General features: G+C 64.3%; 16 protein-coding genes and 1 CRISPR repeat array. Of the genes, 8 read left to right on the top strand and 8 right to left on the bottom strand.

From position 1 onward, the window contains the following. Window positions 1–130: 130 nt before the first annotated feature. Window positions 131–1,870, bottom strand: a complete 1,740-nt coding sequence (gene aceK, locus XcuCFBP2542_RS12415; RefSeq protein ID WP_104603869.1) for a bifunctional isocitrate dehydrogenase kinase/phosphatase — start codon at window positions 1,868–1,870, stop codon at window positions 131–133. A 245-nt stretch (window positions 1,871–2,115) separates the two neighbouring features. Beyond that, window positions 2,116–4,347, bottom strand: coding sequence for an NADP-dependent isocitrate dehydrogenase (locus XcuCFBP2542_RS12410; RefSeq protein ID WP_104603868.1), 2,232 nt, complete (start codon window positions 4,345–4,347; stop codon window positions 2,116–2,118). Window positions 4,348–4,549: 202 nt separating this feature from the next. On the opposite strand from XcuCFBP2542_RS12410, the gene XcuCFBP2542_RS12405 reads away from it, so the two are divergent. From XcuCFBP2542_RS12405 to cas2, 8 genes are all read left to right on the top strand, one after another. Further along, window positions 4,550–6,256: an SWIM zinc finger family protein gene (locus tag XcuCFBP2542_RS12405; RefSeq protein WP_104603867.1), complete on the top strand. Its 1,707-nt coding sequence runs from the start codon at window positions 4,550–4,552 to the stop codon at window positions 6,254–6,256. A gap of 209 nt (window positions 6,257–6,465) precedes the next feature. Next, window positions 6,466–8,748, top strand: a complete 2,283-nt coding sequence (locus tag XcuCFBP2542_RS12400; protein WP_104603877.1) for a CRISPR-associated endonuclease Cas3'' — start codon at window positions 6,466–6,468, stop codon at window positions 8,746–8,748. Window positions 8,749–8,832: 84 nt separating this feature from the next. Then, on the top strand, window positions 8,833–9,507 hold the full coding sequence (gene cas5c / locus XcuCFBP2542_RS12395; RefSeq protein ID WP_104603866.1) for a type I-C CRISPR-associated protein Cas5c: 675 nt from the start codon (window positions 8,833–8,835) through the stop codon (window positions 9,505–9,507). After that, the gene (cas8c, locus tag XcuCFBP2542_RS12390; RefSeq protein ID WP_104603865.1) at window positions 9,504–11,348 is read left to right on the top strand and encodes a type I-C CRISPR-associated protein Cas8c/Csd1; all 1,845 of its coding nucleotides are present in this window, start codon (window positions 9,504–9,506) and stop codon (window positions 11,346–11,348) included. Before cas5c ends, cas8c begins: the two co-directional genes overlap by 4 nt. Continuing rightward, complete coding sequence (cas7c, locus tag XcuCFBP2542_RS12385; RefSeq protein WP_104603864.1) at window positions 11,345–12,211, top strand: type I-C CRISPR-associated protein Cas7/Csd2; 867 nt, start codon at window positions 11,345–11,347, stop codon at window positions 12,209–12,211. Before cas8c ends, cas7c begins: the two co-directional genes overlap by 4 nt. A gap of 20 nt (window positions 12,212–12,231) precedes the next feature. Beyond that, a complete protein-coding gene (gene cas4, locus XcuCFBP2542_RS12380) occupies window positions 12,232–12,864 on the top strand; it encodes a CRISPR-associated protein Cas4 (protein WP_104603863.1) in 633 nt (210 codons plus the stop codon). Between the two features lie 2 nt (window positions 12,865–12,866). Then, on the top strand, window positions 12,867–13,901 hold the full coding sequence (gene cas1c / locus XcuCFBP2542_RS12375; protein WP_104603862.1) for a type I-C CRISPR-associated endonuclease Cas1c: 1,035 nt from the start codon (window positions 12,867–12,869) through the stop codon (window positions 13,899–13,901). A gap of 14 nt (window positions 13,902–13,915) precedes the next feature. Next, on the top strand, window positions 13,916–14,206 hold the full coding sequence (gene cas2, locus XcuCFBP2542_RS12370; RefSeq protein ID WP_104603861.1) for a CRISPR-associated endonuclease Cas2: 291 nt from the start codon (window positions 13,916–13,918) through the stop codon (window positions 14,204–14,206). 188 nt (window positions 14,207–14,394) lie between these two features. Next, a CRISPR array of direct repeats spans window positions 14,395–17,767; the repeat unit is 31 nt; unit sequence GTCGCGCCCTCACGGGCGCGTGGATTGAAAC. Between the two features lie 52 nt (window positions 17,768–17,819). Here the strand turns inward: cas2 and XcuCFBP2542_RS12365 are convergent. The 6 genes from XcuCFBP2542_RS12365 to rpe all read right to left on the bottom strand — a co-directional run bounded on the left by XcuCFBP2542_RS12365 (window position 17,820) and on the right by rpe (window position 23,716). Beyond that, entirely contained in the window at window positions 17,820–18,575 is a 756-nt protein-coding gene (locus XcuCFBP2542_RS12365) for an SIMPL domain-containing protein (protein ID WP_104603876.1), read from the bottom strand. A gap of 35 nt (window positions 18,576–18,610) precedes the next feature. Beyond that, the gene (locus XcuCFBP2542_RS12360) at window positions 18,611–19,672 is read right to left on the bottom strand and encodes a threonine aldolase family protein (RefSeq protein WP_104603860.1); all 1,062 of its coding nucleotides are present in this window, start codon (window positions 19,670–19,672) and stop codon (window positions 18,611–18,613) included. Continuing rightward, the gene (gene trpE / locus XcuCFBP2542_RS12355) at window positions 19,672–21,147 is read right to left on the bottom strand and encodes an anthranilate synthase component I (RefSeq protein WP_104603859.1); all 1,476 of its coding nucleotides are present in this window, start codon (window positions 21,145–21,147) and stop codon (window positions 19,672–19,674) included. The genes XcuCFBP2542_RS12360 and trpE overlap by 1 nt, the downstream gene beginning before the upstream one ends. A 230-nt stretch (window positions 21,148–21,377) precedes the next feature. Beyond that, a complete protein-coding gene (gene yegS, locus XcuCFBP2542_RS12350) occupies window positions 21,378–22,307 on the bottom strand; it encodes a lipid kinase YegS (RefSeq protein ID WP_104603858.1) in 930 nt (309 codons plus the stop codon). Between the two features lie 249 nt (window positions 22,308–22,556). After that, window positions 22,557–23,048 carry a GNAT family N-acetyltransferase gene (locus XcuCFBP2542_RS12345; RefSeq protein WP_104603857.1) on the bottom strand — a complete coding sequence of 164 codons (492 nt, stop codon included), beginning with the start codon at window positions 23,046–23,048 and terminating at the stop codon, window positions 22,557–22,559. Continuing rightward, on the bottom strand, window positions 23,045–23,716 hold the full coding sequence (gene rpe, locus XcuCFBP2542_RS12340; RefSeq protein WP_104603856.1) for a ribulose-phosphate 3-epimerase: 672 nt from the start codon (window positions 23,714–23,716) through the stop codon (window positions 23,045–23,047). The genes XcuCFBP2542_RS12345 and rpe overlap by 4 nt, the downstream gene beginning before the upstream one ends. Between the last annotated feature and the right edge of the window lie 101 nt (window positions 23,717–23,817).

The raw sequence follows: 23,817 nt of genomic DNA, 5'->3' as shown, positions 1-23,817 counted from the left end.
CACCACGATCGGCTGCCCAAGGTGGCCGAGGCGTGGGTATGGCTGGCTCAAGCGCGATTGCTGCTGGCGCGGCTGACTGGTTAATTATGTAACCACCCTCTTAGGCCCCGCACCGCCGGTTGGCACAGGTTCAAGCCAATCGCAGTGCATCCGCATAGGGCGAGGTGTCCGGGTAATCGTCCTCACGCAGGCGGGCTTGCAGATCTCGCCACCATTGCGGGTCGAACAGTTCTGGATGGATGTGCCTGACCGCTTCCAGCTGCGAGGCCGGCAGGCCCATGAACAGGGCGAAGCGCTCGGGAAAGACATCGCGCGGGCCGACGTGGAACCAGGGTTCGGCGGCCATCTGTTCTTCGTAGTTGGTGGGCGTGGGCCAGTTGCGGAAAGTGCACTCGGTAATCAGGCACAGCTCGTCGTAGTCGTAGAACACCGCGCGCTGGTGCCGGGTAATGCCGAAGTTCTTCAACAGCATGTCGCCGGGGAAGATGTTGTTGCGCGCCATGTCCTTGATCGCCTGGCCGTAGTCCAGCGCCGCCGCATGCGCGGCCTCGGGCAGTTGTTCGCGCAGATATAGATTGAGTGGGCGAAGGCGCCGCTGCACGTAGCACAGCGCGATCAGCACGTCGTCGCCATCTTCGCTCAGGCTCATTGCGCAGCTGGTCTGCAGCTCTTCCAGCAAGGCCGGGGCAAATCGCGCCCTGGGAAAGCGCAGATAGCGATAAGGCTGCGCGTCGAGCAGGCGGCCGATGCGATCAAGCTGGAACACCAACTCGTACTTGCCCTCCACCTGCGCGCGGCTCATGGTCTTGGGATAGGCGAAGCGGTCGCGGATGAGCTTGAACACCAGCGGATAACTGGGCAGGGTGAAGACCACCATGACCATGCCGGGAGTGCCGTCGGCATGCACCAGCAGCTCGGATGGCTGCGCCTGGAAATGGCTGAAAAACGTGCGATAACGCTCGGTCTTTCCCTGCTTCGCACGGCCCAGCATGGTGTACAGCTCGTCCACCGGCTTGTGGGTCAACAGGCTGCGCAGGAACACCACTGCATCGCCGACAGTCGACAGGTCGGCTTGAAAATAACTGCGCGAATTACTGAACAGTTGGGCGACGTCGCTGCGCTTGGTCAACACCGCTTCGGCACGCAAGCCGGCGGCGTCGTTGACCAGCGCGATCACGCACGGCGAAAAGCGATGCTCGCCGAACACGCGGCCGACCAGGTAGGCGCGACGCTCGCGGTAGAACACCGTCTCCAGCAACTCCACGCTGCGCACCGGGTGTTCGCCCCAATGCGCAAGATCATCGAGCAGGCGCACCGCGATCGCCGCCGCACACCGCGTGCGGTGCGCATACGCAGGCGCAAAGGCATAGTCACCCAGCACCCGCACCAGCATGTCGGTCAGCCGACCCGGCGAGACCGCATAGGTGTGGCGCGCCACCGGCACGGTGATGGCATCGGTGGGTTCGATATCCAGCGCAATGAATTCGATATCGGCATCCACGCCGTGGGTGCCGAAGTAGCGCCGGGTCAGGGTGTTGTAGAAGGTCTTGTACAGCTCCTGGTCGATCAACCCGTCCAGCAGTGCAGCGTAGTGGTTGCGTGCGCGCATCCACAGTGCACGGTCGTGCGCCTGACCCAGCAACACCGCACGCAGGCGCAACATGCATTCAGTGATGTACTGGTCGTAGAGCGCGATGCGCGCGACTGCATCGTCGCGCGCACCACTCCAGTCGCGGGTTTCAAAGCGCGCCCGCGCCCGCGCGGTGATTTCGGAAAAGCGGGCGTGGTAATCCTCGAAGGCTTCGTACACCGCGTGGGCGATTGCCAACGCGCGGCGTTCGGATTGCGGCGGTAACGATGGCTGGCGCATGCCCGCAGTGTACCCAGCATCCCTGCGCAGGCGTGCGGTGGCCGCCTGCCCATGCCATTGCCAGGCAACGGCGCGCGCGGGTGGTGCCTGGCATCGCAGCCGGCGCACGCCCGGCCGCACCGTGCCGAGCCGTCAACCCGGCCCGGTGCCACCAAGCTGCCTGCCCAAACGCCAGGGCCAGCCCCTGAAGCAGGCGGGCCCTGGACAGCGCTGGGTGCGGACGCAGCGGCTGGCGGCGTTACCGATCAGGCCTTCAACGTGGCCAGGATGGCGTTGAAGGTGGTGCTCGGGCGCATCGCCTCGCTGACCTTGGCCAGATCCGGATGGTAGTAGCCACCGATCTCCACCGGCTTGCCCTGCGCACCGTTGAGCTCGGCCACGATGGTGGCTTCGTTCTCGGTCAGCGCCTTGGCCAGCGGCACGAACTTGGCCTGCAGGGCGATGTCTTCGGTCTGCGCGGCCAGGGCCTGCGCCCAGTACATCGCCAGGTAGAAGTGGCTGCCGCGGTTGTCGAGTTCGCCCACCTTGCGCGCCGGCGACTTGTTGTTGTCCAGAAACTGGCCATTGGCCACGTCCAGCGCCTTGGCCAGCACCGTGGCCGAGGGGTTGTCGTAGCGGTTGCCCAGGTGTTCGAGCGAGGCGGCCAGCGCCAGGAATTCACCCAGCGAATCCCAACGCAGGCAGTTCTCTTCGACAAACTGCTGCACATGCTTGGGCGCCGAGCCGCCGGCGCCGGTCTCGAACAGGCCGCCACCGGCCATCAGCGGCACGATGGAGAGCATCTTGGCGCTGGTGCCCAGCTCCATGATCGGGAACAGGTCGGTGAGGTAGTCGCGCAGCACGTTGCCGGTGACCGAGATGGTGTCCTGGCCCTTGCGGATGCGTTTCAGCGAAAAGGTGGTCGCTTCCACCGGCGGCAGGATACGGATGTCCAGGCCGTTGGTGTCGTGGTCCTTCAGATACGTTTCGACCTTGGCGATGACCTGCGCATCGTGTGCGCGGGCCTTGTCCAGCCAGAACACGGCCGGGGTCTGGCTCAGGCGTGCGCGCTCGACGGCGAGCTTGACCCAGTCCTGGATCGGCGCATCCTTGACCTGGCACATGCGCCACAGATCGCCGGCTTCCACCGCGTGTTCGAACACGGTGTTGCCGTTGCCATCGCTGACCTTGACGGTACCGGCGGCAGGCAGCTGGAAGGTCTTGTCGTGCGAGCCGTATTCTTCGGCCTTCTGCGCCATCAGGCCGACATTCGGCACCGAGCCCATGGTGGCCGGGTCGAAGGCGCCGTGCGCGCGGCAGTCGTCGATCACCGCCTGGTACACGCCGGCATAGCAACGGTCCGGGATCACTGCCTTGGTGTCCTGCAGCTTGCCTTGCGCATTCCACATCTGGCCGGAGTCGCGGATCATCGCCGGCATCGACGCATCGACGATCACGTCGCTGGGCACATGCAGGTTGGTGATGCCCTTGTCGGAGTTGACCATTGCCAGGCCCGGGCGCTGTGCGTATTCGGCCTGGATATCGGCGGTAATCTGCGCCTGCTGATCGTCCGGCAACGAGCCGATACGTGCGTACAGATCGCCAATGCCGTTGTTGGGATCGAAACCAACCGACTTGAGCGCATCGGCATGCTTGTTCAGCGCGTCCTTGTAGAACTCACCGACCACCACGCCAAACAGCACCGGGTCGGAGACCTTCATCATGGTGGCCTTCAGGTGCACCGAGAACAGCACGCCGCTCGCCTTGGCATCGGCAATCTGTGCATCGATGAAGCTGGCCAGCGCGCGCTTGCTCAGCACGGCGGCATCGACGATCTCGTCCGCCCTCACCGCCACCTTGTCTTTCAACACGGTGCTGTTGCCATCGGCACCGACGAATTCGATCGTCAGCGTGCCGGCGTCGGCCATCGTGGTGGACTGCTCGCTACCAAAGAAATCGCCAGCGTCCATGTGCGCCACATGCGACCTGGACTCGCTGCTCCACTTGCCCATGCGGTGCGGATGCTTGCGTGCGTAGTTCTTCACCGACAGCGGTGCACGGCGGTCGGAATTGCCTTCGCGCAGCACCGGGTTCACCGCACTGCCCTTGACCCTGTCGTAGCGCGCCTTGATGTCCTTTTCGGCGACGTCCTTGGGCGCGTCCGGATAGGCCGGCAGCGCGTAACCCTGGCCCTGCAGTTCCTTGATCGCGGCCTTGAGCTGCGGCACCGAGGCGCTGATGTTGGGCAGCTTGATGATGTTGGCTTCCGGCGTGGTGGCCAGCTCGCCCAGTTCGGCCAGGTCGTCTGCGATCTTCTGCGCATCGCCCAGGTGTTCGGGAAACAGCGCCAGGATGCGCCCTGCCAGCGAGATATCGCGCGTTTCGACCACGATGCCAGCGGTATCGGTATAGGCATCGATGATGGGCAGCAGCGACTGGGTGGCCAGGAACGGAGCTTCGTCGGTGAGCGTGTAGAGGATCTTGGGTGTCTTGGACATGGCGCAGGTTATGACCTTGGGGAAGGAACCAGCCAGCGACAATACGAGATGGTATGTTGCAGGCTGGATCGGGGCGGCACCGGGATGGTCTCCGATGTGCAGGGCGCCCGATTGTCGCGTGTCTGCAGTGTTCTGGCAAAATCTGCGCGGATTTTGCGTGACTGCAGTGTCTTCATCAGCACGGTTTCGGCACACTACGCAGATGACCTCCAGATTCTCCCCCAGCAAACTCGATCAAGCCTTTCTGCTGCGCATCACCACGCCCAGCTACTACGTCCGTGGCCTTGACTATGCCGACCAGGGGCGCGCCACGTTGCTGACCGTTGACGCTCAGTCCGTCAGCGCCACGGTGAGCGGCAGCGAGGACTATGCCGTGGAGCTGACCTGGCGCAATGGCACACTGCATGGGCAGTGCGACTGTCCGATTGGCCAGCAAGAGGAGTTCTGCAAACACCAGGTTGCCGTGGCGCTTACCTGGGCACGCGTGGCCGCCGAGGGTCCTGCACCTGCACGCCGAAAGCGCGGTGCCGTTGCCGCCCCTGAGGCCGCTTCTCCCGAACAGGTACTGCGGCAGTGGCTGTCCACACAGAGCCAACAGGCCCTGCAAGCCTTGCTGCTGGAACTGGCCAACAACGACAGTCAGCTGCACAAGCGCTTGCTGAGCCAGGCGCAACTGGCCACCGCGCCGCTGCAGGACTGGCGCAAGGCCATTACCACCCTGCTGGGCCGCAAGCGCTACATGGATTGGCGGGACACCGTTGCCTACAGCCAGCAACTTGCGGGGTTGACCTCCTTGCTGGAACAGGCGCGACAACGCGACCCCCTGGCCGCATTGGACCTGCACGAATACGCCTTCAAGCGGCTGTTGACGATCTACGAAGAAAGCGACGATTCGCGCGGTGATCTGGGCGAGCGCCTGAGCGAAGTGGCACACGCGCATCTGGATGCCGCACGCGCAGCAGCGGCCGACAATCTCGGCAGTCGCCTGTTCGAATTGCGCATGCTCGACGACTGGGGCCTGCTGCGGCCGTTGTCGGACTATGCCGCGTTGCTGAGCGCCGCCGACATCGCACGGCTGGAACACGCGGTACTGAAGGTGCTGCAGACCGACGGCATCGGGCGCACCCGGCAAGTGCTGGCCGCATCGCTGCTTGAAGACACCGCACGCTGCGGTGGCAATGTGGACGCCATGCTGGACTTTTTCGGCAGGAACAGCCGTTCCGGCCTGGAGTGTCTGGAGATGGCGCGCCGTTGCACCGAGCACGGACGCGAACGCCGGGCACTGGATTGGCTGGAGCGCGGCGCCAAGATCGCCCCGGACGACACCCGGCTGCTATCGGCGCTTGCCCAGGCCTATCTGCGCGATGGCTTCACCGAAGATGCGCTGGAGTTGCGCTGGAAGATCTATCTGCTCAGCCTCTCCGAGGATGCCTACCTGGCGCTACGCGAGGTTGCCTCGGTGCCGGGCCAGTGGGACACCTGGCGCGAACGTGCCTTGCAGGCGCTCGATGCCAAATCGGTTCCGCGCTACGTCGACCCGCACGAGACCCGCATCCGCCTGCTGCTCGCCGAGGGCCAGGCCCAACGCGCGGTGGACCTGGCGGCCGACCAGACCCGCACGCTTCCACTGAACACCTCCATGCGCCTGCTGCCGGCTGCCGAAACCTGCGACCCTGCCGCCGCGCTGCGGATCTGCCATACCGTGATCGAAGCGCACATCGCGCGCACCCAGCGCCAAGGCTATGCCGCAGCGATCAGCCTGCTCCCCACCCTGCAGCGCCTGTATCGGCATCAGCACGGCAAGCGGGGTCAAGCCGCATTCGACACGGAACTCGGCCGGCTGAGAGAACGCTATCGCATCAAACGCAACTTCATCGCGTTGCTGGACAAGCAGTTTCCGGCAGGCTAGGCAGCACGCATCATGGCGTGCTGCGTCTCGTTCTGGGTAAATCGCAGCATACTGAAGAATGACATAGCAGGCATAGCCGCGTGGTCGAGCAATACCTTGCTCGACCACGGCAATGACGCGATGGATCTGCACCTACCGGCAACATGCATTTCGCTTCCAAGACAAAGTCCGCCAGCGTATTCTCATCTGCAATGCACATGGAGGGAACCATGGAATTTTTTGCGCATTCGACCCAGCGGCAGGATCGCAGCGACTGGCAACGGCTGCCCGATCACCTGCTCACCGTCGGCGAACGTGCCGCCGACGCTGCTGCACCCTTCGGCGGCCAGCTCCTGGCCAGCCTGGCGGGCCAGTTACACGACCTTGGCAAGTACACACTTAAGTTTCAGCGCCGCCTGGATGGCGACCCCGCCCGTGTCGATCATGCGACCTGGGGCGCACGGGTCGCCCATGAGCGCTATGGCACTGCCGGCACCCTGATTGCCTACGCAATCGCCGGCCATCACGCCGGGTTGCCAGACGGCAAACCCGGCTACGCAGCGCAATCGCGTCCAGCACTGTCCGAACGCCTGTCCGAGGATTACCGAGAACGCGAACTGCCCCCCTTGCTGCCTGACTGGGAACGGGACCTGGCACTGCCGGACAAAGCAACATTGCCGGATGGTTTCAGTGGACATCCCCGCCAGGAGCGCCGGCCATTCCAGCTCACCGTCCTGGCCCGGATGCTCTTCTCCTGCCTTGTCGATGCCGATTTCACCGACACCGACGACTTCTACCGGCGCGTGGAGGGCCTTCCATCGCGTGCCGAGCAAGCCGGCACGCGTCCATCGCTGACGCAGCTGCGGGAGTCCCTGGATGCACACCTGGCCACCTTGCCTGCCGAGGGTGGCATCAATCCCTTGCGCGCGCAGATCCTGCGAGACATCCGCGCCAAGGCTGGCATGCGCCAGGGCCTGTTCTCGCTCACCGTGCCCACTGGCGGTGGCAAGACCTTGGCCTCGTTGGCATTCGCGCTGGATCATGCCATCGCGCACGGCTTACGCCGGGTGATCTATGTGATTCCGTTCACCAGCATCGTCGAACAGACGGTGCAGGTCTTCCGGCAGGCGCTGGACGTGCAGGAGCGCGACGATGTGGTGCTGGAACACCATAGCGCCTTCTTCGACGACCCCTCCAAGGCACCGCAAGCCATCGACAAGCGCAAGCTGGCGATGGAGAACTGGGACGCACCGATCATCGTCACCACCGCAGTGCAGTTCTTCGAAAGCCTGTTCGCCGACCGTCCCTCGCGCTGCCGCAAGCTGCACAACATCGCCGGCAGTGTCGTGGTGCTGGACGAAGCGCAGACCCTACCGCATGCACTGCTGCGCCCGTGCGTGGCGCTGCTGGACGAACTGGCGCGCAACTACCGCGTCAGTCCTGTGCTGTGCACCGCCACGCAGCCAGCACTCCGCCTGGACCAAGGCTTCACGGGCGGCCTGGAACAGGTACAGGAACTGGTGGACGATCCAGCGGCGCTGTATGCACGGTTGCGGCGCGTCCGGGTGTGCCATGTCGGCACACTCGATGACGATGCGCTGGCCGAGCAGCTGCGCCAGCGCGAACAGGTGCTGTGCATCGTCAATAACCGCCGCCATGCCCGCCACCTGTTCGAGACGCTCGCCGACCAACCGGGTGCGCGGCATTTGACCACCTTGATGCACGCGCGTCACCGCAGCGCGGTGCTGGCCGACGTGCGCCAGGACTTGAAGGCAGGCAGGCCATGCCGGCTGATCGCAACAAGTTTGATTGAAGCTGGGGTGGACGTGGATTTCCCTGCCGTGCTACGCGCCGAGGCCGGCCTGGACTCCATCGCCCAGGCCGCCGGCCGCTGCAACCGCGAAGGCCGGCGTCCAGCAGAGACCAGCGCGGTGCTGGTGTTCGCGCCGGCCAACCCGGACTGGGCAGCGCCAAAGGAGCTTGAACTGTTCGCCGAGGTGTTTGGTGATGTGCAGCGCACCCACCACGACGACCTGTTGGCCATGGATGCGATCGCGGCCTATTTTGCCGAACTGTACCGACGCCTGAGCGATGCCAAGCTCGATCGCGAAGACCTGCTCGGCCTGCTGCGCGGGTCCTGGATCGACAGCCTGCCGCTGGACACCCTGGCCCGGACATTCAAGATGATCCAGACCACGATGCGGCCCCTGATCGTGCCCTACGCCGCAGGCAGCGACAAGGAAGTGCCGGAGGTGGCAGAGACCCTGCGCCAGCTCGAACACGCAGAACACGCGGGCGCGGCCGGCGCCGCCCGCCGCCTGCAACCGTGGCTGGTACAGGTGCCCGAGCAGGCTTACAAGGCACTGTGGCATTCCCATGCCATCGCCCCGGTCGCGCCGGAACGCTATGGCGAACAATTCGTACGGCTGGTCAACCCACGGCTGTACGACCCGCAGTTCGGTCTGCATTGGGACAACCCGCAGTTCATTGCGGCCGAAGCCCTGGTCAACTGAGAAGATGTCTGCACACAAGTCTCAACATTTGAGATACCGACCACGCAAACTCAAAGAACGCAACGCCAGAGGAGGGAACCAAGGATGAGTTACGGAGTCAGGCTCCACGTCTGGGGCGAACGGGCGTTGTTTACGCGCCCGGAAATGAAGGTGGAACGGGTCTCCTACGACATCATCACCCCGTCGGCGGCGCGCGGAATTCTGGAAGCGATCCACTGGAAACCGGCAATCCGCTGGGTGGTGGACAGCATCCAGGTCCTCAGGCCGATCCGCTTCGAGTCGATTCGCCGCAACGAGGTGGGGGGCAAGCTCTCTGCAGCCAGCGTGAGCAAGGCGCTCAAGGCCGGTCGCACCGACGCGTTGATCAGCTACGTCGAGGAAGACCGGCAACAACGTGCAGCCACCCTGCTGCGCGAAGTAGGTTACGTGATCGCCGCGCATTTCGTGCTGACCGAAAAGGCCGGCACCGACGACAACGTCGGCAAGCACCTGGATATCTTCAATCGCCGTGCACGACGCGGGCAGTGCTTCCAGGCGCCGTGCCTGGGCGCCCGTGAATTCCCGGCCAGCTTCGCGCTGATCGAAGACGATACTGCGGTGCCGGCCGTTGACCCTACGCTGGCCGGCGAGCGCGACCTGGGCTGGATGCTGCACGACATCGACTTCGCCGACGGCATGACCCCCCGCTTTTTCCGCGCGCGCATGGTCGATGGCCGGGTCGAAGTGCCGGCAGCGGAAGATGCAGGAGTACGCACATGATCCTGTCCGCGCTCGCCGACTACTACCAGCGGCTGCTGGACGATCCGGCATCGGGCATCGCCGCGCCCGGCTACAGCCAGGAGAAGATCGGCTACACCATCGTGCTGACCACCAGCGGCGAGGTCGTGGCGGTGGACGACGAACACGACTACGAAGGCAAGAAGCGGACTCCCAAGTCGCTTTCGGTGACGGCCTCGTCCAAACGACCCGGGACAGGAACCAAATCGTTCTTCCTTTGGGACAAGACCAGCTACACGCTCGGCGTCAGTGCCAGCAGCAAGCGCTGCGAGCAGGAGCATGCCGCGTTCAAGGAATTGCACCGGCAAGCGCTGGGCGGCAGCGACGATCCCGGCCTGCGCGCACTGCTGGCCTTCCTCGACAGCTGGTCACCTGCTCGACTGGCCGAGCACCCGCACTTCGCGCGGCACGGCGAGGCACTGCTAGATGCCAACATGGTGTTTCGCCTGCATGGCGATGCCGGCTATCTGCACCAGCGCTCCGCCGCGCGCGCGGCCTGGGAGCGACTGCAAGGGCAAGCTGCTGGCGGCGCGTCCGGCATCTGCCTGGTCAGTGGCGAACGCGCACCGCTGGCGCGGCTGCATCCGGCGATCAAGGGCGTGAACGGCGCACAGAGTGCCGGGGCATCGATCGTCTCGTTCAACCTTGATGCCTTCACCTCCTACGGCAAAAGCCAGGGCGAGAACGCCCCGGTGTCCGAACACGCCACCTTCGCCTACACCACCGCACTCAACCACCTACTGCGGCGCGACCCACGCAACCGGCAGCGGCTGCAGATCGGCGACAGCACGGTGGTGTTCTGGGCGCAGGCCCGGACAAGCGCACAGGCCGAAGGAGCAGAAGACCTGATCGCCGATTTCCTGCGGGGCGGGGATACCGATGGCGCGGGGGTCGCCGACGGCCAGGCCACCCAGCGCCTGCAGTTGGCGTTGGAGCAGGTGCGACAGCTGCGGCCACTGCGTGAGCTCGATACCACGCTGGACGACGACGCCCGCATCTTCGTGCTGGGCCTGGCACCCAATGCCTCGCGCCTGTCGATCCGTTTCTGGGAAACCCAGACGCTGGCCAACTTCGCTCAGCGCCTGGCCGACCACTACCGCGACCTCGCCCTGCAGCCACCGGCGTGGAAGCGCCCGCCCACACCGTCATTCCTCGCCCTGCAGACCGCTCCGGTCTACGGCGAGCACGGCAAGCCCAAGGCCGAGGACGTCTCGCCGCTGCTGGCAGGCGAACTCACCCGCGCCATCCTCGCCGGTACGCGTTACCCGCGCAGCCTGCTCGGCGCCATCGTCATGCGCTTCCGCGCCGACGGGCAGGTCAATCCGCTGCGCGTGGCGTTGTGCAAAGCCGTCCTGGCGCGCGAGGCGCGTCTGGCGTCGCAACAAGGACCGTCATCCACCAAGGGAGAACCCCCCGTGAGTCTCGATATCGCCAATACCGATCCTGGCTACCTGCTGGGCCGGTTGTTCTCGTCATTGGAAAACCTGCAACGCGCCGCACTGGGCGCGCAGGTCAACGCCACCATCCGCGACCGCTATTACGGCGCGGCCTCGGCAACCCCGGCCAGCATCTTTCCGGTGCTGTTGCGCAGCGCGCAGAACCATGTCGGCAAATTGCGCAAGGACAAGGCCGGCCTGGCAGTGAACCTGGAAAAAGAGATCGGCCAGATCATCGATGCGCTTCCAGCCAGCTTTCCGCGCAGCCTACCGATTCATGAGCAAGGCCGCTTCGCCATCGGCTATTACCACCAGACCCAGGCACGCTTTGCCCGCAGCAACGGCCAGGACGCCCCCGACACCGCTTCCGAAGGAGAACCCGCATGATCGCCATCACTCACCGCTACGAATTCGTCTACCTGTTCGACGTGACCAACGGCAATCCCAATGGCGACCCCGACGCCGGCAACCTGCCGCGCCTTGACCCGGAGACCAACCGCGGCCTGGTCACCGACGTGGCGCTCAAGCGCAAGATCCGCAACTATGTGGCGCTGGAGAAGGAAAACGCACCCGGCTATACGATCTACATGCAGGAAAAGTCGGTGCTGAACAACCAGCACAAGCAGGCCTACACCGCGCTCGGCATCGAACATGAAGCCAAGAAGTTGCCCAAGGACGGCGACAAGGCCCGCGAACTGACCGCCTGGATGTGCCAGAACTTCTTCGATGTGCGCACCTTCGGCGCGGTGATGACCACCGAGGTGAACACCGGCCAAGTGCGCGGCCCGGTGCAATTGGCGTTTGCCAGTTCGGTAGAGCCGGTACTGCCACTGGAAGTCTCGATTACCCGCGTGGCCGTCACCAACGAGAAGGATCTCGAGAAGGAACGCACCATGGGCCGCAAGCATATTCTTCCCTATGGCCTGTATCGCGCGCATGGTTTTGTTTCGGCCAAACTGGCTGAGCGCACTGGTTTCTCGGAGGACGACCTGCAACTACTGTGGCGCGCGCTGACCAACCTGTTCGAGCACGACCGCTCTGCCGCTCGCGGTGAGATGGCCGCGCGCAAATTGATCGTTTTCGAACACGAACACCCCATGGGTAATGCGCCGGCACACCTGCTATTCGATAAGGTCAAGGTCGAGCGCACTGAGCAGGCGGATCAGGGACCGGCACGCAGTTTTTCCGATTACAAGGTACTGATCGATCGCGCGCTTCCTTCCGGCGTCACCTTGACCGAACTGTTCTGACCACCAGGAGAGCGGGAACCATGGACGACGACGACCTGATCCCGCTCTCTGCCCTGCAGCACTACCTGTACTGCCCGCGCCAGTGCGCGCTGATCCATGTGGAACGCCAATGGGCAGAGAACAGACAAACCGCGGAAGGCCGCCTGCTGCATGAGCGCGCTGACACGCCCCACGCCGAGCGCAGGCGGGGAGTCCGCACGGTCACCGCGATGCCGCTGCTGGCACTGGAACTGGGTATCACCGGCAAAGCCGATGTGGTCGAATTCCATCGTGACCCCGCCGGGGAGTTCGCGCTACCTGTGGAGTACAAGCGGGGCAGACCGAAAGCACACCGAGCCGATGAGGTGCAGCTATGTGCCCAGGGGTTATGCCTTGAAACCATGCTCGGGCGCCCGGTGGCTGCCGGCGCGCTTTTCTATGGGCAGACGCGCCGCCGCAAGGATGTCCTCTTTGATACAGCGTTGCGCGAGCTGACTCACCGCACCATCACCGACACCCGTGCGCTTCTGTCACGCGGTGTGACTCCCGGCGCCCGCTACGACAGCAGACGCTGTGACGCTTGCTCACTGATCGACCTGTGCCAACCGCGGCTGCTTGGGCGTGGCAGCGTCCACAGCTGGCTGCGCCAGCAACTCGATGCCGAACCGGACTGACCATGCGCCGCCAACTCAACACACTCTATGTCACCACCGACGGTGCCTGGCTACGCAAGGACGGTGCCAATGTCGTTCTCGAAGTGGATCGGCAGGAACGTACCCGGTTGCCGGTTCATATGCTGGAGAGCATCGTCTGCATTGGACGCGTGGCAGTGTCGCCCCAGTTGCTTGGCTTCTGTGCGGAGCAAGGCATCAGCATCTGCTACCTGACCCCGCAGGGACGTTTTCTTGCCCGTGTCGAAGGCCCGGTTTCCGGCAATGTCCTGCTGCGCCGCGAGCAGTACCGGCGCAGCGACGATCCTCTGCGGTGCGCCGATATCGTGCGCCACCTGCTGGCAGGAAAGATTCACAACCAACGCGCCGTGCTCGCGCGCGGCTGGCGCGACCATGGCGACCGTCTCACCGACATTTCCGCCTTCCAACATGCACTCAAGCGACTCAAGCGCATTCCACACCGCCTGCTCATCGAGACCAGCGTGGACGTGCTGCGTGGTCTCGAGGGTGAGGCCGCACAGTCGTACTTCGGCGTATTCGGTCAGCTCGTGCGCGCTGAAGCGCCGCTACTACGCTTCGGTGGCCGCAATCGCCGCCCACCGCGCGATGCCTTCAACGCGCTACTGTCGTTTCTCTATACATTACTTACCCACGATTGTCGTTCAGCTCTGGAGACCGTTGGTCTGGATCCTGCGGTTGGCTTCCTTCATCGCGACCGACCCGGACGGCCAAGCCTGGCACTGGATTTGACAGAGGAATTCAGGCCACTGCTTGGCGAGCGCCTGGCACTATCTCTGATTAATCGCCGCCAGTTGAACGAGCGCGACTTCCAGGTCTTCGACAACGGCGCTGTTCTCCTCAAGGACGACGCGCGCAAAACTGTACTGGTCGCCTACCAAGAGCGCAAACGCGAGCAGCTCCAACACACCTTCCTCGGCGAAAAGGTCGATATCGGCCTACTCCCCTTCGTACAGGCACAGCTCATGGCAAGGTGTCTGCGTGGAGATCTGGATGGTTATCCCGCATTCTTGTGGAAGTGAAGGGGAATTGCATCATGATGGTTTTAGTCAGTTACGATGTCAGCACCAGCTCCTTCGGCGGTGAAAAACGGTTACGCAAGGTCGCCAAGGCCTGCCGCGACCTTGGCCAACGGGTGCAGTTCTCTGTCTTCGAAATCGAAGTGGAGCCAGCGCAGTGGACGCAATTGCGGCAACGTCTGTGCGACCTGATAGATCCTACGGTAGATAGCCTGCGCTTCTATCACCTTGGCGCCAAATGGGAAGCGCGCGTCGAACATATCGGGGCAAAGCCCAGTCTGGACCTGAAGGGGCCACTGATCTTCTGATGCGAACCCCAAGCGTCCTGCAAATACCCAGCAGACTCGCGCTCCCCCTAAGCAATTGATCCATAAGAATAAATTTATATTTTTGCAAAAATACTGAGAGAAATTCGGCTTCCTCGTGTCCGCTCGTCAAGAGGTTCGCGGAAAGCCCAGTTTTTTTGTAGTTCTGGCAAACCCTTTATGCTAGGGCAGTCGCGCCCTCACGGGCGCGTGGATTGAAACATCGCCCGCGACCTCGATTTCCGGAGCGTCTATGGTCGCGCCCTCACGGGCGCGTGGATTGAAACGTGGGGTAGCGGCACACCTGTGTGATCCGTTGCAGGTCGCGCCCTCACGGGCGCGTGGATTGAAACTTGCTAAGGATGGTGGTACCAACGCGGATGTTCGGTCGCGCCCTCACGGGCGCGTGGATTGAAACGTGGTACATCTGCTTGCTGTTGGTGGCCCCGGACGTCGCGCCCTCACGGGCGCGTGGATTGAAACTTGGCTATCCGTAGCACCACGACCAACCCCTTGTCGTCGCGCCCTCACGGGCGCGTGGATTGAAACCTAGAGTGATACGCGAATTCAGGACTCCCAAGAAAGTCGCGCCCTCACGGGCGCGTGGATTGAAACAAGCAGAAGATTAGGCTATTTGCTAAGACAGCTAGGTCGCGCCCTCACGGGCGCGTGGATTGAAACGCGTGAATGGCTGGAGGCAAGGTGCGGCCGCATCACGTCGCGCCCTCACGGGCGCGTGGATTGAAACACTGCATCGCGCCACGCGATCATGGCCAGTGCCTCGGTCGCGCCCTCACGGGCGCGTGGATTGAAACCAGAACAAGCGGGTGCTGATTGATCGAGGATGCGGTCGCGCCCTCACGGGCGCGTGGATTGAAACCCGACAGACCGCTCCGCTATGAAAAGTCCGTGACGGGTCGCGCCCTCACGGGCGCGTGGATTGAAACATGATGAACTCCTTGAGGGTGATTGCCGCAAGCGGTCGCGCCCTCACGGGCGCGTGGATTGAAACCCGCTTAGCGGCCTTTGCGGCCTTGGCCCGGCGCGTCGCGCCCTCACGGGCGCGTGGATTGAAACAAGAGTATCAGCGAGAGGCAAAGCGCATGGAGGCAGGTCGCGCCCTCACGGGCGCGTGGATTGAAACCGTGATCCGGCGATAGTTGCGCGAAGTCATCTTGTCGCGCCCTCACGGGCGCGTGGATTGAAACTGAAGTGGGAAAACGTGACTTGGAACGGCCGCCAGGTCGCGCCCTCACGGGCGCGTGGATTGAAACTGGATGCTCAGGCCCTGGCGGATGAAGCCGCCGCAGTCGCGCCCTCACGGGCGCGTGGATTGAAACTGCGCAGCTTCGGGGTAGTCGAGGGCGAGCAGATCGTCGCGCCCTCACGGGCGCGTGGATTGAAACACGAATTCCGCCGGCTCAAGCACAAGCATATGCAGCGTCGCGCCCTCACGGGCGCGTGGATTGAAACATAAGCTCACGCAGGACAGGCTCTCCCTCTTCTGTCGCGCCCTCACGGGCGCGTGGATTGAAACTCTCCATGAGAATCTATTGACGAGCACTAACGCTCGTCGCGCCCTCACGGGCGCGTGGATTGAAACCAACAGTCCGCCCTCGAATGTCCGCACGCCCTTGGTCGCGCCCTCACGGGCGCGTGGATTGAAACAGGTAGTGATGATGAGGGAGCATTGTCGGCAGAAGGTCGCGCCCTCACGGGCGCGTGGATTGAAACCAGATCACCGACGCGCCACGCACCGGAGTACCGGGTCGCGCCCTCACGGGCGCGTGGATTGAAACAGTGGCGATCTTGAGCCGCGGAAAGATGTGCGCACGTCGCGCCCTCACGGGCGCGTGGATTGAAACAGCACGCAATGCGCGCTCTTGCCAATGATCGATCGTCGCGCCCTCACGGGCGCGTGGATTGAAACGATGAGGGGTTCGACCTGGCAGCCATCGCCGGCAGGGTCGCGCCCTCACGGGCGCGTGGATTGAAACAATGCAGCTCGACATCTTTGCGGCGCCCGCTGGCGTCGCGCCCTCACGGGCGCGTGGATTGAAACCTGTTCGATCGCATCGGTACGTCGGTGCAGAAATGTCGCGCCCTCACGGGCGCGTGGATTGAAACCATATCCCCGGCGTCCACCGGGGTCCACTCCTCGGGTCGCGCCCTCACGGGCGCGTGGATTGAAACTGGATCGTGTCGGCGGTGCGGCATGACCGCCGCCGTCGCGCCCTCACGGGCGCGTGGATTGAAACAGCAGCGTGGGCACGACCACGCCCACGCCCTTACCGTCGCGCCCTCACGGGCGCGTGGATTGAAACTTGTCCAGGGCGGCGAGCTTGCCGGTGAGTCCGGGTCGCGCCCTCACGGGCGCGTGGATTGAAACATGCACTGCGCTCCTGGTGGAAGTCACTTGCGTGGTCGCGCCCTCACGGGCGCGTGGATTGAAACATGGCCTTGCGCCCGATCTTGCGGCACGCCACCGTCGCGCCCTCACGGGCGCGTGGATTGAAACTCGCCCTTGATGTCGTTGACCACCACGCTGGCCTGTCGCGCCCTCACGGGCGCGTGGATTGAAACCGGCTTACATCCCCAATAGCCGGGACGAATCATGGTCGCGCCCTCACGGGCGCGTGGATTGAAACTGTTGTTCTGTGGATTCATGGGCGCGCTGTGCGGGTCGCGCCCTCACGGGCGCGTGGATTGAAACCGACTAGTGCCCTGACTGATACCATCAGGGAATAAGTCGCGCCCTCACGGGCGCGTGGATTGAAACAAAGCAAAACCACCAAGAGATTATCGCCATGAATGTCGCGCCCTCACGGGCGCGTGGATTGAAACGATAGTCATGCGCTTTTGACTCCCAGCTTGTGCAAGTCGCGCCCTCACGGGCGCGTGGATTGAAACACTGCCTGCGCGCCGAGTGACTGGAGCCCGTGGGTCGCGCCCTCACGGGCGCGTGGATTGAAACTCGTTAACCGAATCCCGCAGTTTGTAGAACTCCTGTCGCGCCCTCACGGGCGCGTGGATTGAAACTCAGTATCGCCAGTGCCGGCGCAGTCAGCGGTATTGTCGCGCCCTCACGGGCGCGTGGATTGAAACGGGATCACAACGCCGAACTCAGGGCGCAGGACCGCGTCGCGCCCTCACGGGCGCGTGGATTGAAACACGGCGCGGGTGAGGCAGGTGAGGCGTATGCGTAGTCGCGCCCTCACGGGCGCGTGGATTGAAACATTGCTGCGCCGGCGCCCATGTTGGGAACGACCCGGTCGCGCCCTCACGGGCGCGTGGATTGAAACCAAACCAAGGCGTTCCACCTCGGCCTGCGCCTGGCGTCGCGCCCTCACGGGCGCGTGGATTGAAACAAATCACCCTTGCGACCCCGGCCAGCATCGGCGGGTCGCGCCCTCACGGGCGCGTGGATTGAAACTACAACGCCCTGATCGCATCGGTGGAACGGATTTTGTCGCGCCCTCACGGGCGCGTGGATTGAAACAGCATCACGGCGTACGACCAGGGCGAGTGTTGGCGTCGCGCCCCCACCGGCACTTGGATTGGAACACCGTGAATCTACCTATACCCGGTAATGACTCGGTGGATCTGCTAGCCGCCCCTATTGTCCGATCAGAAAGACCGCATAGATGTTTTCGGTGAGGATCATGCTACCGGCTTCGAGCGATTCGACGATTGCACCGCCATCGGCAGCCGGCATAGGTGGCGCCGGCTGCCCAGAAACGACGATGGCCTCCATCGGCCAACTCCCCGCCTGGACACCATAGGCAAAGCTCGGCGCGACGTCGGAAATCGTGTAAAGCCCCTGAATTCTGACGCCATACGCCTTGGCAAGCTCAGCGGCAACGTTACGCGACTGGGCTGCAGCCTCACGCTTGAGCTGTACCCGTACCTCGGCGTCCTTGCTGTAGAACGTCTTGATCCCCGATAGCTGCATTTCGTTGGACGTCTTCAGTTTGCCGAGAAACTGCCTTGCATCATCAAGCGACTGGAAGGCCGCGCCAATGCTGCGCTTGACTTCAGTGCCTTCGAACTTCTGCGCTTCGTTCGACCCATAGGAGTAGAAAGGCTGTATCTGCAGAGATGAAGCTTCGATGCTGTCCTTGAGGACATGGTGCGTCTTCAGCGCGGCCAGGATCTGTTCGGCCGCCGCCTGTATCCGCCGGCGTGCAAGTTCTGGCTGGATGTCCACGGCGCGAAAATTTATCGTCACGAAGAAACGGTCGGGCATGACCGCTCTGTGTGCTTGCCCCTTCACCAGCAGATGCGGCTGCGACGGCAGGCTGTTGACCTGCGCCATGGCGAGCATCGGTAACGCGAACGCGACTGCGAGCATCCAGCGGATCAACGGCGTCATCATCTCTCTGCCTGTCGAAAAAACGCCATACAAGCTTACGCCACGCTGCCCAGAACGGCGACAACGTCCGCGCACAGCCGGTCGACGGCTTCCGGGGTCGTGGCCCATGAGGTCACCAGGCGGATCACCAGCCGCCCATCGAGGCGGGTCTCCCAGCGTTCGAAGTCGTAGCGCTCGGCCAACTGCTCCACCTGCCGTGCGCTGAAAGCGACGAATTGCTGGTTGGTCGGCGAGTCGCTGGTGAGTTGGGCGCCGGCGTGCTGCAGGCCGGCACGCAGACGCTGTGCCATCGCGTTGGCATGTGCGGCCAACGCAAAGAACAAGCCATCTTCGAACAACGCGGCAAACTGTGCTCCCAGCACCATGCCCTTGGCCAGCAGCGCGCCGCGCTGCTTGATGAGGTAGCGAAAGTCGGTCTGCAAGGCGGGATTGACGATGACCAGGGCTTCGCCCAGCAAGGCGCCATTCTTGGTGCCGCCGATGTAGAACGCATCGGTCAACGCGGCGATGGTGGGTAGATCCAGATCGTTGCCCGCAGCAGTCAACGCCGCGCCCAGGCGTGCGCCGTCCAGGTACAGCAGCAATGCGTGTGCATGGCAGAACTGCGCGAGTGCTTCGAGTTCGGCCCGCGTGTAGATCGTGCCGCTTTCGGTGCTGTTGGAGAGATAGACCAGACGGGGCTGCACCATGTGCTCGTTGCCGTGCAGCTGAAGCACTGGCTGGATCAGCGCCGGGGTCAGCTTGTCGTGCGGCGCGGCGACGGTGAGCACCTTGTGCCCGGTGGCTTCGATGGCGCCGGTTTCATGCGTGGCGATATGCCCGGCTTCGACCGCGATGACCGCCTGGTGCGGGCGCAGAAACGCGCCGATGGCGATCAGGTTGGTCTGCGTGCCGCCCACCAGCAGATGCACCTGCGCTTGCGGTTGCGCAATGGCATCGCCAATCAGCGCCGCCGCACGCGCGCTATGCCGGTCGGTGCCGTAGCCGGCATTCTGCTCGGCACTGGCGTGCGCGATGGCCTGCAGCACGCGCGGATGCGCGCCCTCGCTGTAGTCGTTGCGAAAACCGATGCGCAGCGTGCCGCCCTGCCCGTCCATCACAGCCCCTTGGCGGCCTGGGCCACCGCGCGGAACAGCGCGCGGCCCTTGTTCATGGTTTCCTGCCATTCCAAATCAGGGTCGGAGTCGTAGACCACGCCACCGCCGGCCTGCACGTACAGATAGCCGTCCTGGATGACGGCGGTACGGATGGCGATGGCAGTGTCGGCGTCGCCATGCCAGCCGATGTAGCCCACCGCACCGGAATAGACGTTGCGCTTGACCGGCTCCAGCTCACGGATGACTTCCAGCGCGCGGATCTTGGGTGCGCCGCTGACGGTGCCGGCAGGAAATGTCGCGCGCAGCACATCGCTGTAGTTCAGGCCAGCCTTGAGCGTGCCGGTGACCTCGCTGACGATGTGCATGACGTGGCTATAGCGTTCGATGACGAACTGCTCGCCCACCTTCACAGTGCCCGGTTCGGCCACGCGGCCGACATCGTTGCGGCCCAGGTCGATCAGCATCACATGCTCGGCGCGCTCTTTCGGGTCGGCCAGCAGTTCTTGTTCCAGCGCCTTGTCCAGCTCCGGCGTTGCGCCGCGCGGGCGGGTGCCGGCGATGGGACGCACGGTGACCACGCCATCGCGCAGGCGCGCCAGGATTTCCGGCGACGAGCCGACCACCTGGGTGCCGCCCACGTCGAGAAAATACATGTACGGCGAGGGATTCAACGCACGCAGCGCGCGATAGACGTCCACCGGGCGCGCACGGAACGGTACGCGCAGCCGCTGCGAGGGCACCACCTGGAAGATGTCGCCGGCGCGCACGTATTCCTGCGCCTTGCGCACCACCGCGTGATACTCCTCACGGGTGAACGAGGAATGGAAATCCGCTTCGTCGATGGCGTCGGAAATCTGCGCCTGCGGATAGCCGGCGCCGCCCTGCCGCAGGCGATGCGCCAGCTCGTCCAGACGCCGGTTGGCGCGCACATAGGCCTGCGGTTGGCCCGGGTCGGCATGCACGATCAGGTACAGCCGGCCCTTGAGGTTGTCGAACACCGCCAGCTCTTCGGAGAGCATCAGCAGGATGTCGGGCGTGCCGAGTTCGTCGGGTTTGTCGCCGCTGCCTAGCCGCGGTTCGATGTACTGGATGCACTCGAAGCCGAACCAGCCGACCAGCCCGCCGGTGAAGCCGGGCAGGCCATCGAGTTGCGGCACCGAATGTTCGGCACGCAGTGCGTCCACCTCGGCCAGCGGGTCGGCGACCTGCCGGGTGTCGACGACTTCGCCGTGCTCACTGACTTCCAGCGTGTGGCCGCGAAAGCTGTACACGCGCCGTGCCGGCAGGCCGATGATGGAGTAGCGCCCGAAGCGCTCACCGCCTTCGACCGATTCGAACAGATAGGTGTAGGCGCCGTCGGCGAGCTTCAAATAGACCGATAGCGGCGTGTCCAGGTCGGACAGCACTTCGCGGACAACGGGGATACGGGTGTGACCTTCAGCGGCCTGGCGCTGGAACTGCTCTGCAGTAATCAAGACGACTTTCCTTCCGGGACTCTGTGGCGGGGCGGACGACGGCAACGGGCCACCATCGCCACCAGCGGCGAGCGGAAGAGAACGAGCGTGGAGTCGTCATGCGGGACACACGGCTACTGTAGCGCAACTGCAGGCCCAGAGCAGCAGCGAGCCGCGAAGAACGCCGTTCAACCGCGACGCGCGGTGCCAGCGCTTCCGCTTTTGCGATTCCCGATTCCCGATTCCCAGCCTCACCGGCCAAGCAGCGGGCAATTGGCGGGCAAGTGCATCCGCAACCGCGCCGGCACGCAGTCGATGCGGAACTGCACGGCGGTTTCCGGCTCGCCATCCAGGTTCAATGTCAGCGGTCGCGCGGAGACAATCTGCAGCCACGGTACCCGGGCGCGCACGGCCACGCGTTCCAGCGCGGCCTGCTTGCCGCTGGTGACCAGGGTGCCGAGCGTGGCGGCCACCTCGCCGTTGAGCGCGGGCAAGATGGTGACATCGAGCAGGCCGTCGTCGATCAGTGCGTCCGGACACAGCGCCTGGCCGCCGCCGGCGTAGCGGCCGTTACCCAGGCCAAGCGCGATGAACTCGCCTTCCCAGCTGAACTCCGGGCCGCTGAAGCGTGCGCTGATCGGATCGATCCGGCCCAGCCGCGACATGCCGGTGATGAGGTAAGCCAACCCGCCGAGCATCTTCTTCAAGCCTTCGTCGGTGTCCACGGTGACCTGGGTGCCGAAGCCGCCGCTGGCGACGTTGGCGCACCAGTGCGGCCCGTGCGCGGTGTCCAGGCGCAGCAGGTCGATCGCCTGCGCCGGGCGGCTGGCGATCAGGTCGAGCGCGTCGATGGGGTCGATCGGCAGCGTGGCGGCGGTGGCGAAGTCGTTGGCGGTGCCCAGCGGCACCAGGCCCAGCGACGGCAGTGTGGCCGCATCGCCATCATGATGCGCCAGCGCGGCCGCCACTTCGCTCAAGGTGCCATCGCCACCCGCAGCCACCACGGTCTGCACACCATCGGCCACCGCTTCGGCCACATAGCGCTCGGCATCGCCCTCTTCCCAGGTGACCCGTACTTCCAGCCGGATGCCACGCTTGCGCAGGCGGCCGACCGCCTGCCGCAGATCCTCGTTGTCGGTGGATTTGCCGTTGAGGATCAATCGCCAGTGGGACGGGACCATGCGCACTGCCGATGATGGGGATGGAGGTCCACGCAGGCTAGCAGTGGGTCGATGCGGGAATCGTGAATGCGCAAGGTCGCGCGGCTGTCATACCGATGTCACCGCCGACCCGGAACATGGAAGGCCATAGCAGGGACGATGGGCGGAGGCAGGATCAGCCTCCAATCTTCCGAAGGCCGCTCCATACGGGGCGGCCTTGTCTTTTTCGATACGGCAGCTGTGCTGGGCGGCCGCATGCGCGAGCCCGGTTCAACCGCCGGCAGCAAAGGCAGCCAGACGCTCGCCGTCGAGCCGGTAGACGGTCCAGCCCGCCATCGGGTGGGCGCCCACGGCCTGGTAGAAATCGATCGCCGGCTGGTTCCAGTCCAGCACCGACCACTCGAAACGTCCGCAGCCACGTTGCATGGCCAGCTGTGCCAGATGCCGCAACAGCGCCAGGCCCGCCCCCTGCCCGCGCGCTTGCGGGCGCACGAACAGGTCTTCCAGATACAGGCCGTTGCGGCCCAGCCAGGTGGAATAGTTGAAGAAGTACACCGCAAATCCCAGTGCCTGGCCGTCCTGCTCGCAGATCAGCGCATGCGCGGTGGCGCCGTCGCCGAACAGGCTGGCGCACAGATCGTCCTGGGTGGCCGTGACCGCCTCCGGCTCGCGCTCGTAGACCGCCAGCGCGGTGATGAGCTCGTGCAGCAGCGGCACATCGCTTGGCGTGGCCGTGCGGATGTGCAGTGCGGGCTGGTTCACCGCACCGCATCCACCGCCGCACGCATTTGCGCGATCACCTGCGCATAGTCGGGCGCGTTGAAGATGGCCGAGCCAGCCACGAAGGTGTCGGCACCGGCGGCGGCAATCGCGCCGATGTTGTCGGCCTTGACGCCGCCGTCGATCTCCAGCCGGATCGGCTTGCCCAGCGCATCGATCTTGCGGCGGATGGCGCGCAATTTGTCCAGCGCCGAGGGAATGAAGGCCTGGCCGCCAAAGCCGGGGTTGACCGACATCACCAGCACCAAGTCCAGCTCCGGCAGCACCCAATCCAGAATATCCACCGGGGTGGCCGGATTGAGCACCAGCCCGGCCTGGCAGCCGTGCGATTTGATGAGCTGGATGGTGCGGTGCACGTGGCGGCTGGCTTCGGGATGGAAGCTGATGGTGGTGGCGCCGGCGTCTGCAAAGTCCGGCACGATCCGGTCCACCGGCTCGACCATCAGGTGCACGTCGATCGGCGCGACGATGCCGTGCTTGCGCAGCGCCTGGCAGACCATCGGGCCGATGGTGAGGTTGGGCACGTAATGGTTGTCCATCACGTCAAAGTGCACCCAGTCGGCACCGGCCTTGAGGACGTTGTTCACTTCCTCGCCCAGGCGGGCGAAATCGGCGGACAGGATGGACGGGGCGATCGCCGTCGGTTGCATGGGCAGCTCGTAGGAAGAGGGAATGGGCCATTGTCGCAACCGCTGCGGCGTGAGGAAAGGCATGCATCTGCACAGGACTCACCTGCGTATGCTCAGGGACC

Origin of the sequence: Xanthomonas cucurbitae (assembly GCF_002939885.1) — a bacterium.
Classification (GTDB): Bacteria; Pseudomonadota; Gammaproteobacteria; order Xanthomonadales; family Xanthomonadaceae; genus Xanthomonas; species Xanthomonas cucurbitae.
Note: the sequence above shows the minus strand (reverse complement) of the source record. Positions and strands in the feature narration are given on the sequence as shown.

Excerpts from the sequence above, each read along its gene's own strand:
- yegS (WP_104603858.1), bottom strand. The coding sequence starts at position 22,307 with ATGGTCCCGTCCCACTGGCGATTGATCCTCAACGGCAAATCCACCGAC.
- rpe (WP_104603856.1), bottom strand. The coding sequence starts at position 23,716 with ATGCAACCGACGGCGATCGCCCCGTCCATCCTGTCCGCCGATTTCGCC.
- XcuCFBP2542_RS12360 (WP_104603860.1), bottom strand. The coding sequence starts at position 19,672 with ATGGACGGGCAGGGCGGCACGCTGCGCATCGGTTTTCGCAACGACTAC.
- cas7c (WP_104603864.1), top strand. The coding sequence starts at position 11,345 with ATGATCGCCATCACTCACCGCTACGAATTCGTCTACCTGTTCGACGTG.
- XcuCFBP2542_RS12365 (WP_104603876.1), bottom strand. The coding sequence starts at position 18,575 with ATGACGCCGTTGATCCGCTGGATGCTCGCAGTCGCGTTCGCGTTACCG.
- XcuCFBP2542_RS12400 (WP_104603877.1), top strand. The coding sequence starts at position 6,466 with ATGGAATTTTTTGCGCATTCGACCCAGCGGCAGGATCGCAGCGACTGG.
- XcuCFBP2542_RS12405 (WP_104603867.1), top strand. The coding sequence starts at position 4,550 with ATGACCTCCAGATTCTCCCCCAGCAAACTCGATCAAGCCTTTCTGCTG.
- cas1c (WP_104603862.1), top strand. The coding sequence starts at position 12,867 with ATGCGCCGCCAACTCAACACACTCTATGTCACCACCGACGGTGCCTGG.
- XcuCFBP2542_RS12410 (WP_104603868.1), bottom strand. The coding sequence starts at position 4,347 with ATGTCCAAGACACCCAAGATCCTCTACACGCTCACCGACGAAGCTCCG.
- cas2 (WP_104603861.1), top strand. The coding sequence starts at position 13,916 with ATGATGGTTTTAGTCAGTTACGATGTCAGCACCAGCTCCTTCGGCGGT.
- aceK (WP_104603869.1), bottom strand. The coding sequence starts at position 1,870 with ATGCGCCAGCCATCGTTACCGCCGCAATCCGAACGCCGCGCGTTGGCA.
- cas5c (WP_104603866.1), top strand. The coding sequence starts at position 8,833 with ATGAGTTACGGAGTCAGGCTCCACGTCTGGGGCGAACGGGCGTTGTTT.
- cas4 (WP_104603863.1), top strand. The coding sequence starts at position 12,232 with ATGGACGACGACGACCTGATCCCGCTCTCTGCCCTGCAGCACTACCTG.
- cas8c (WP_104603865.1), top strand. The coding sequence starts at position 9,504 with ATGATCCTGTCCGCGCTCGCCGACTACTACCAGCGGCTGCTGGACGAT.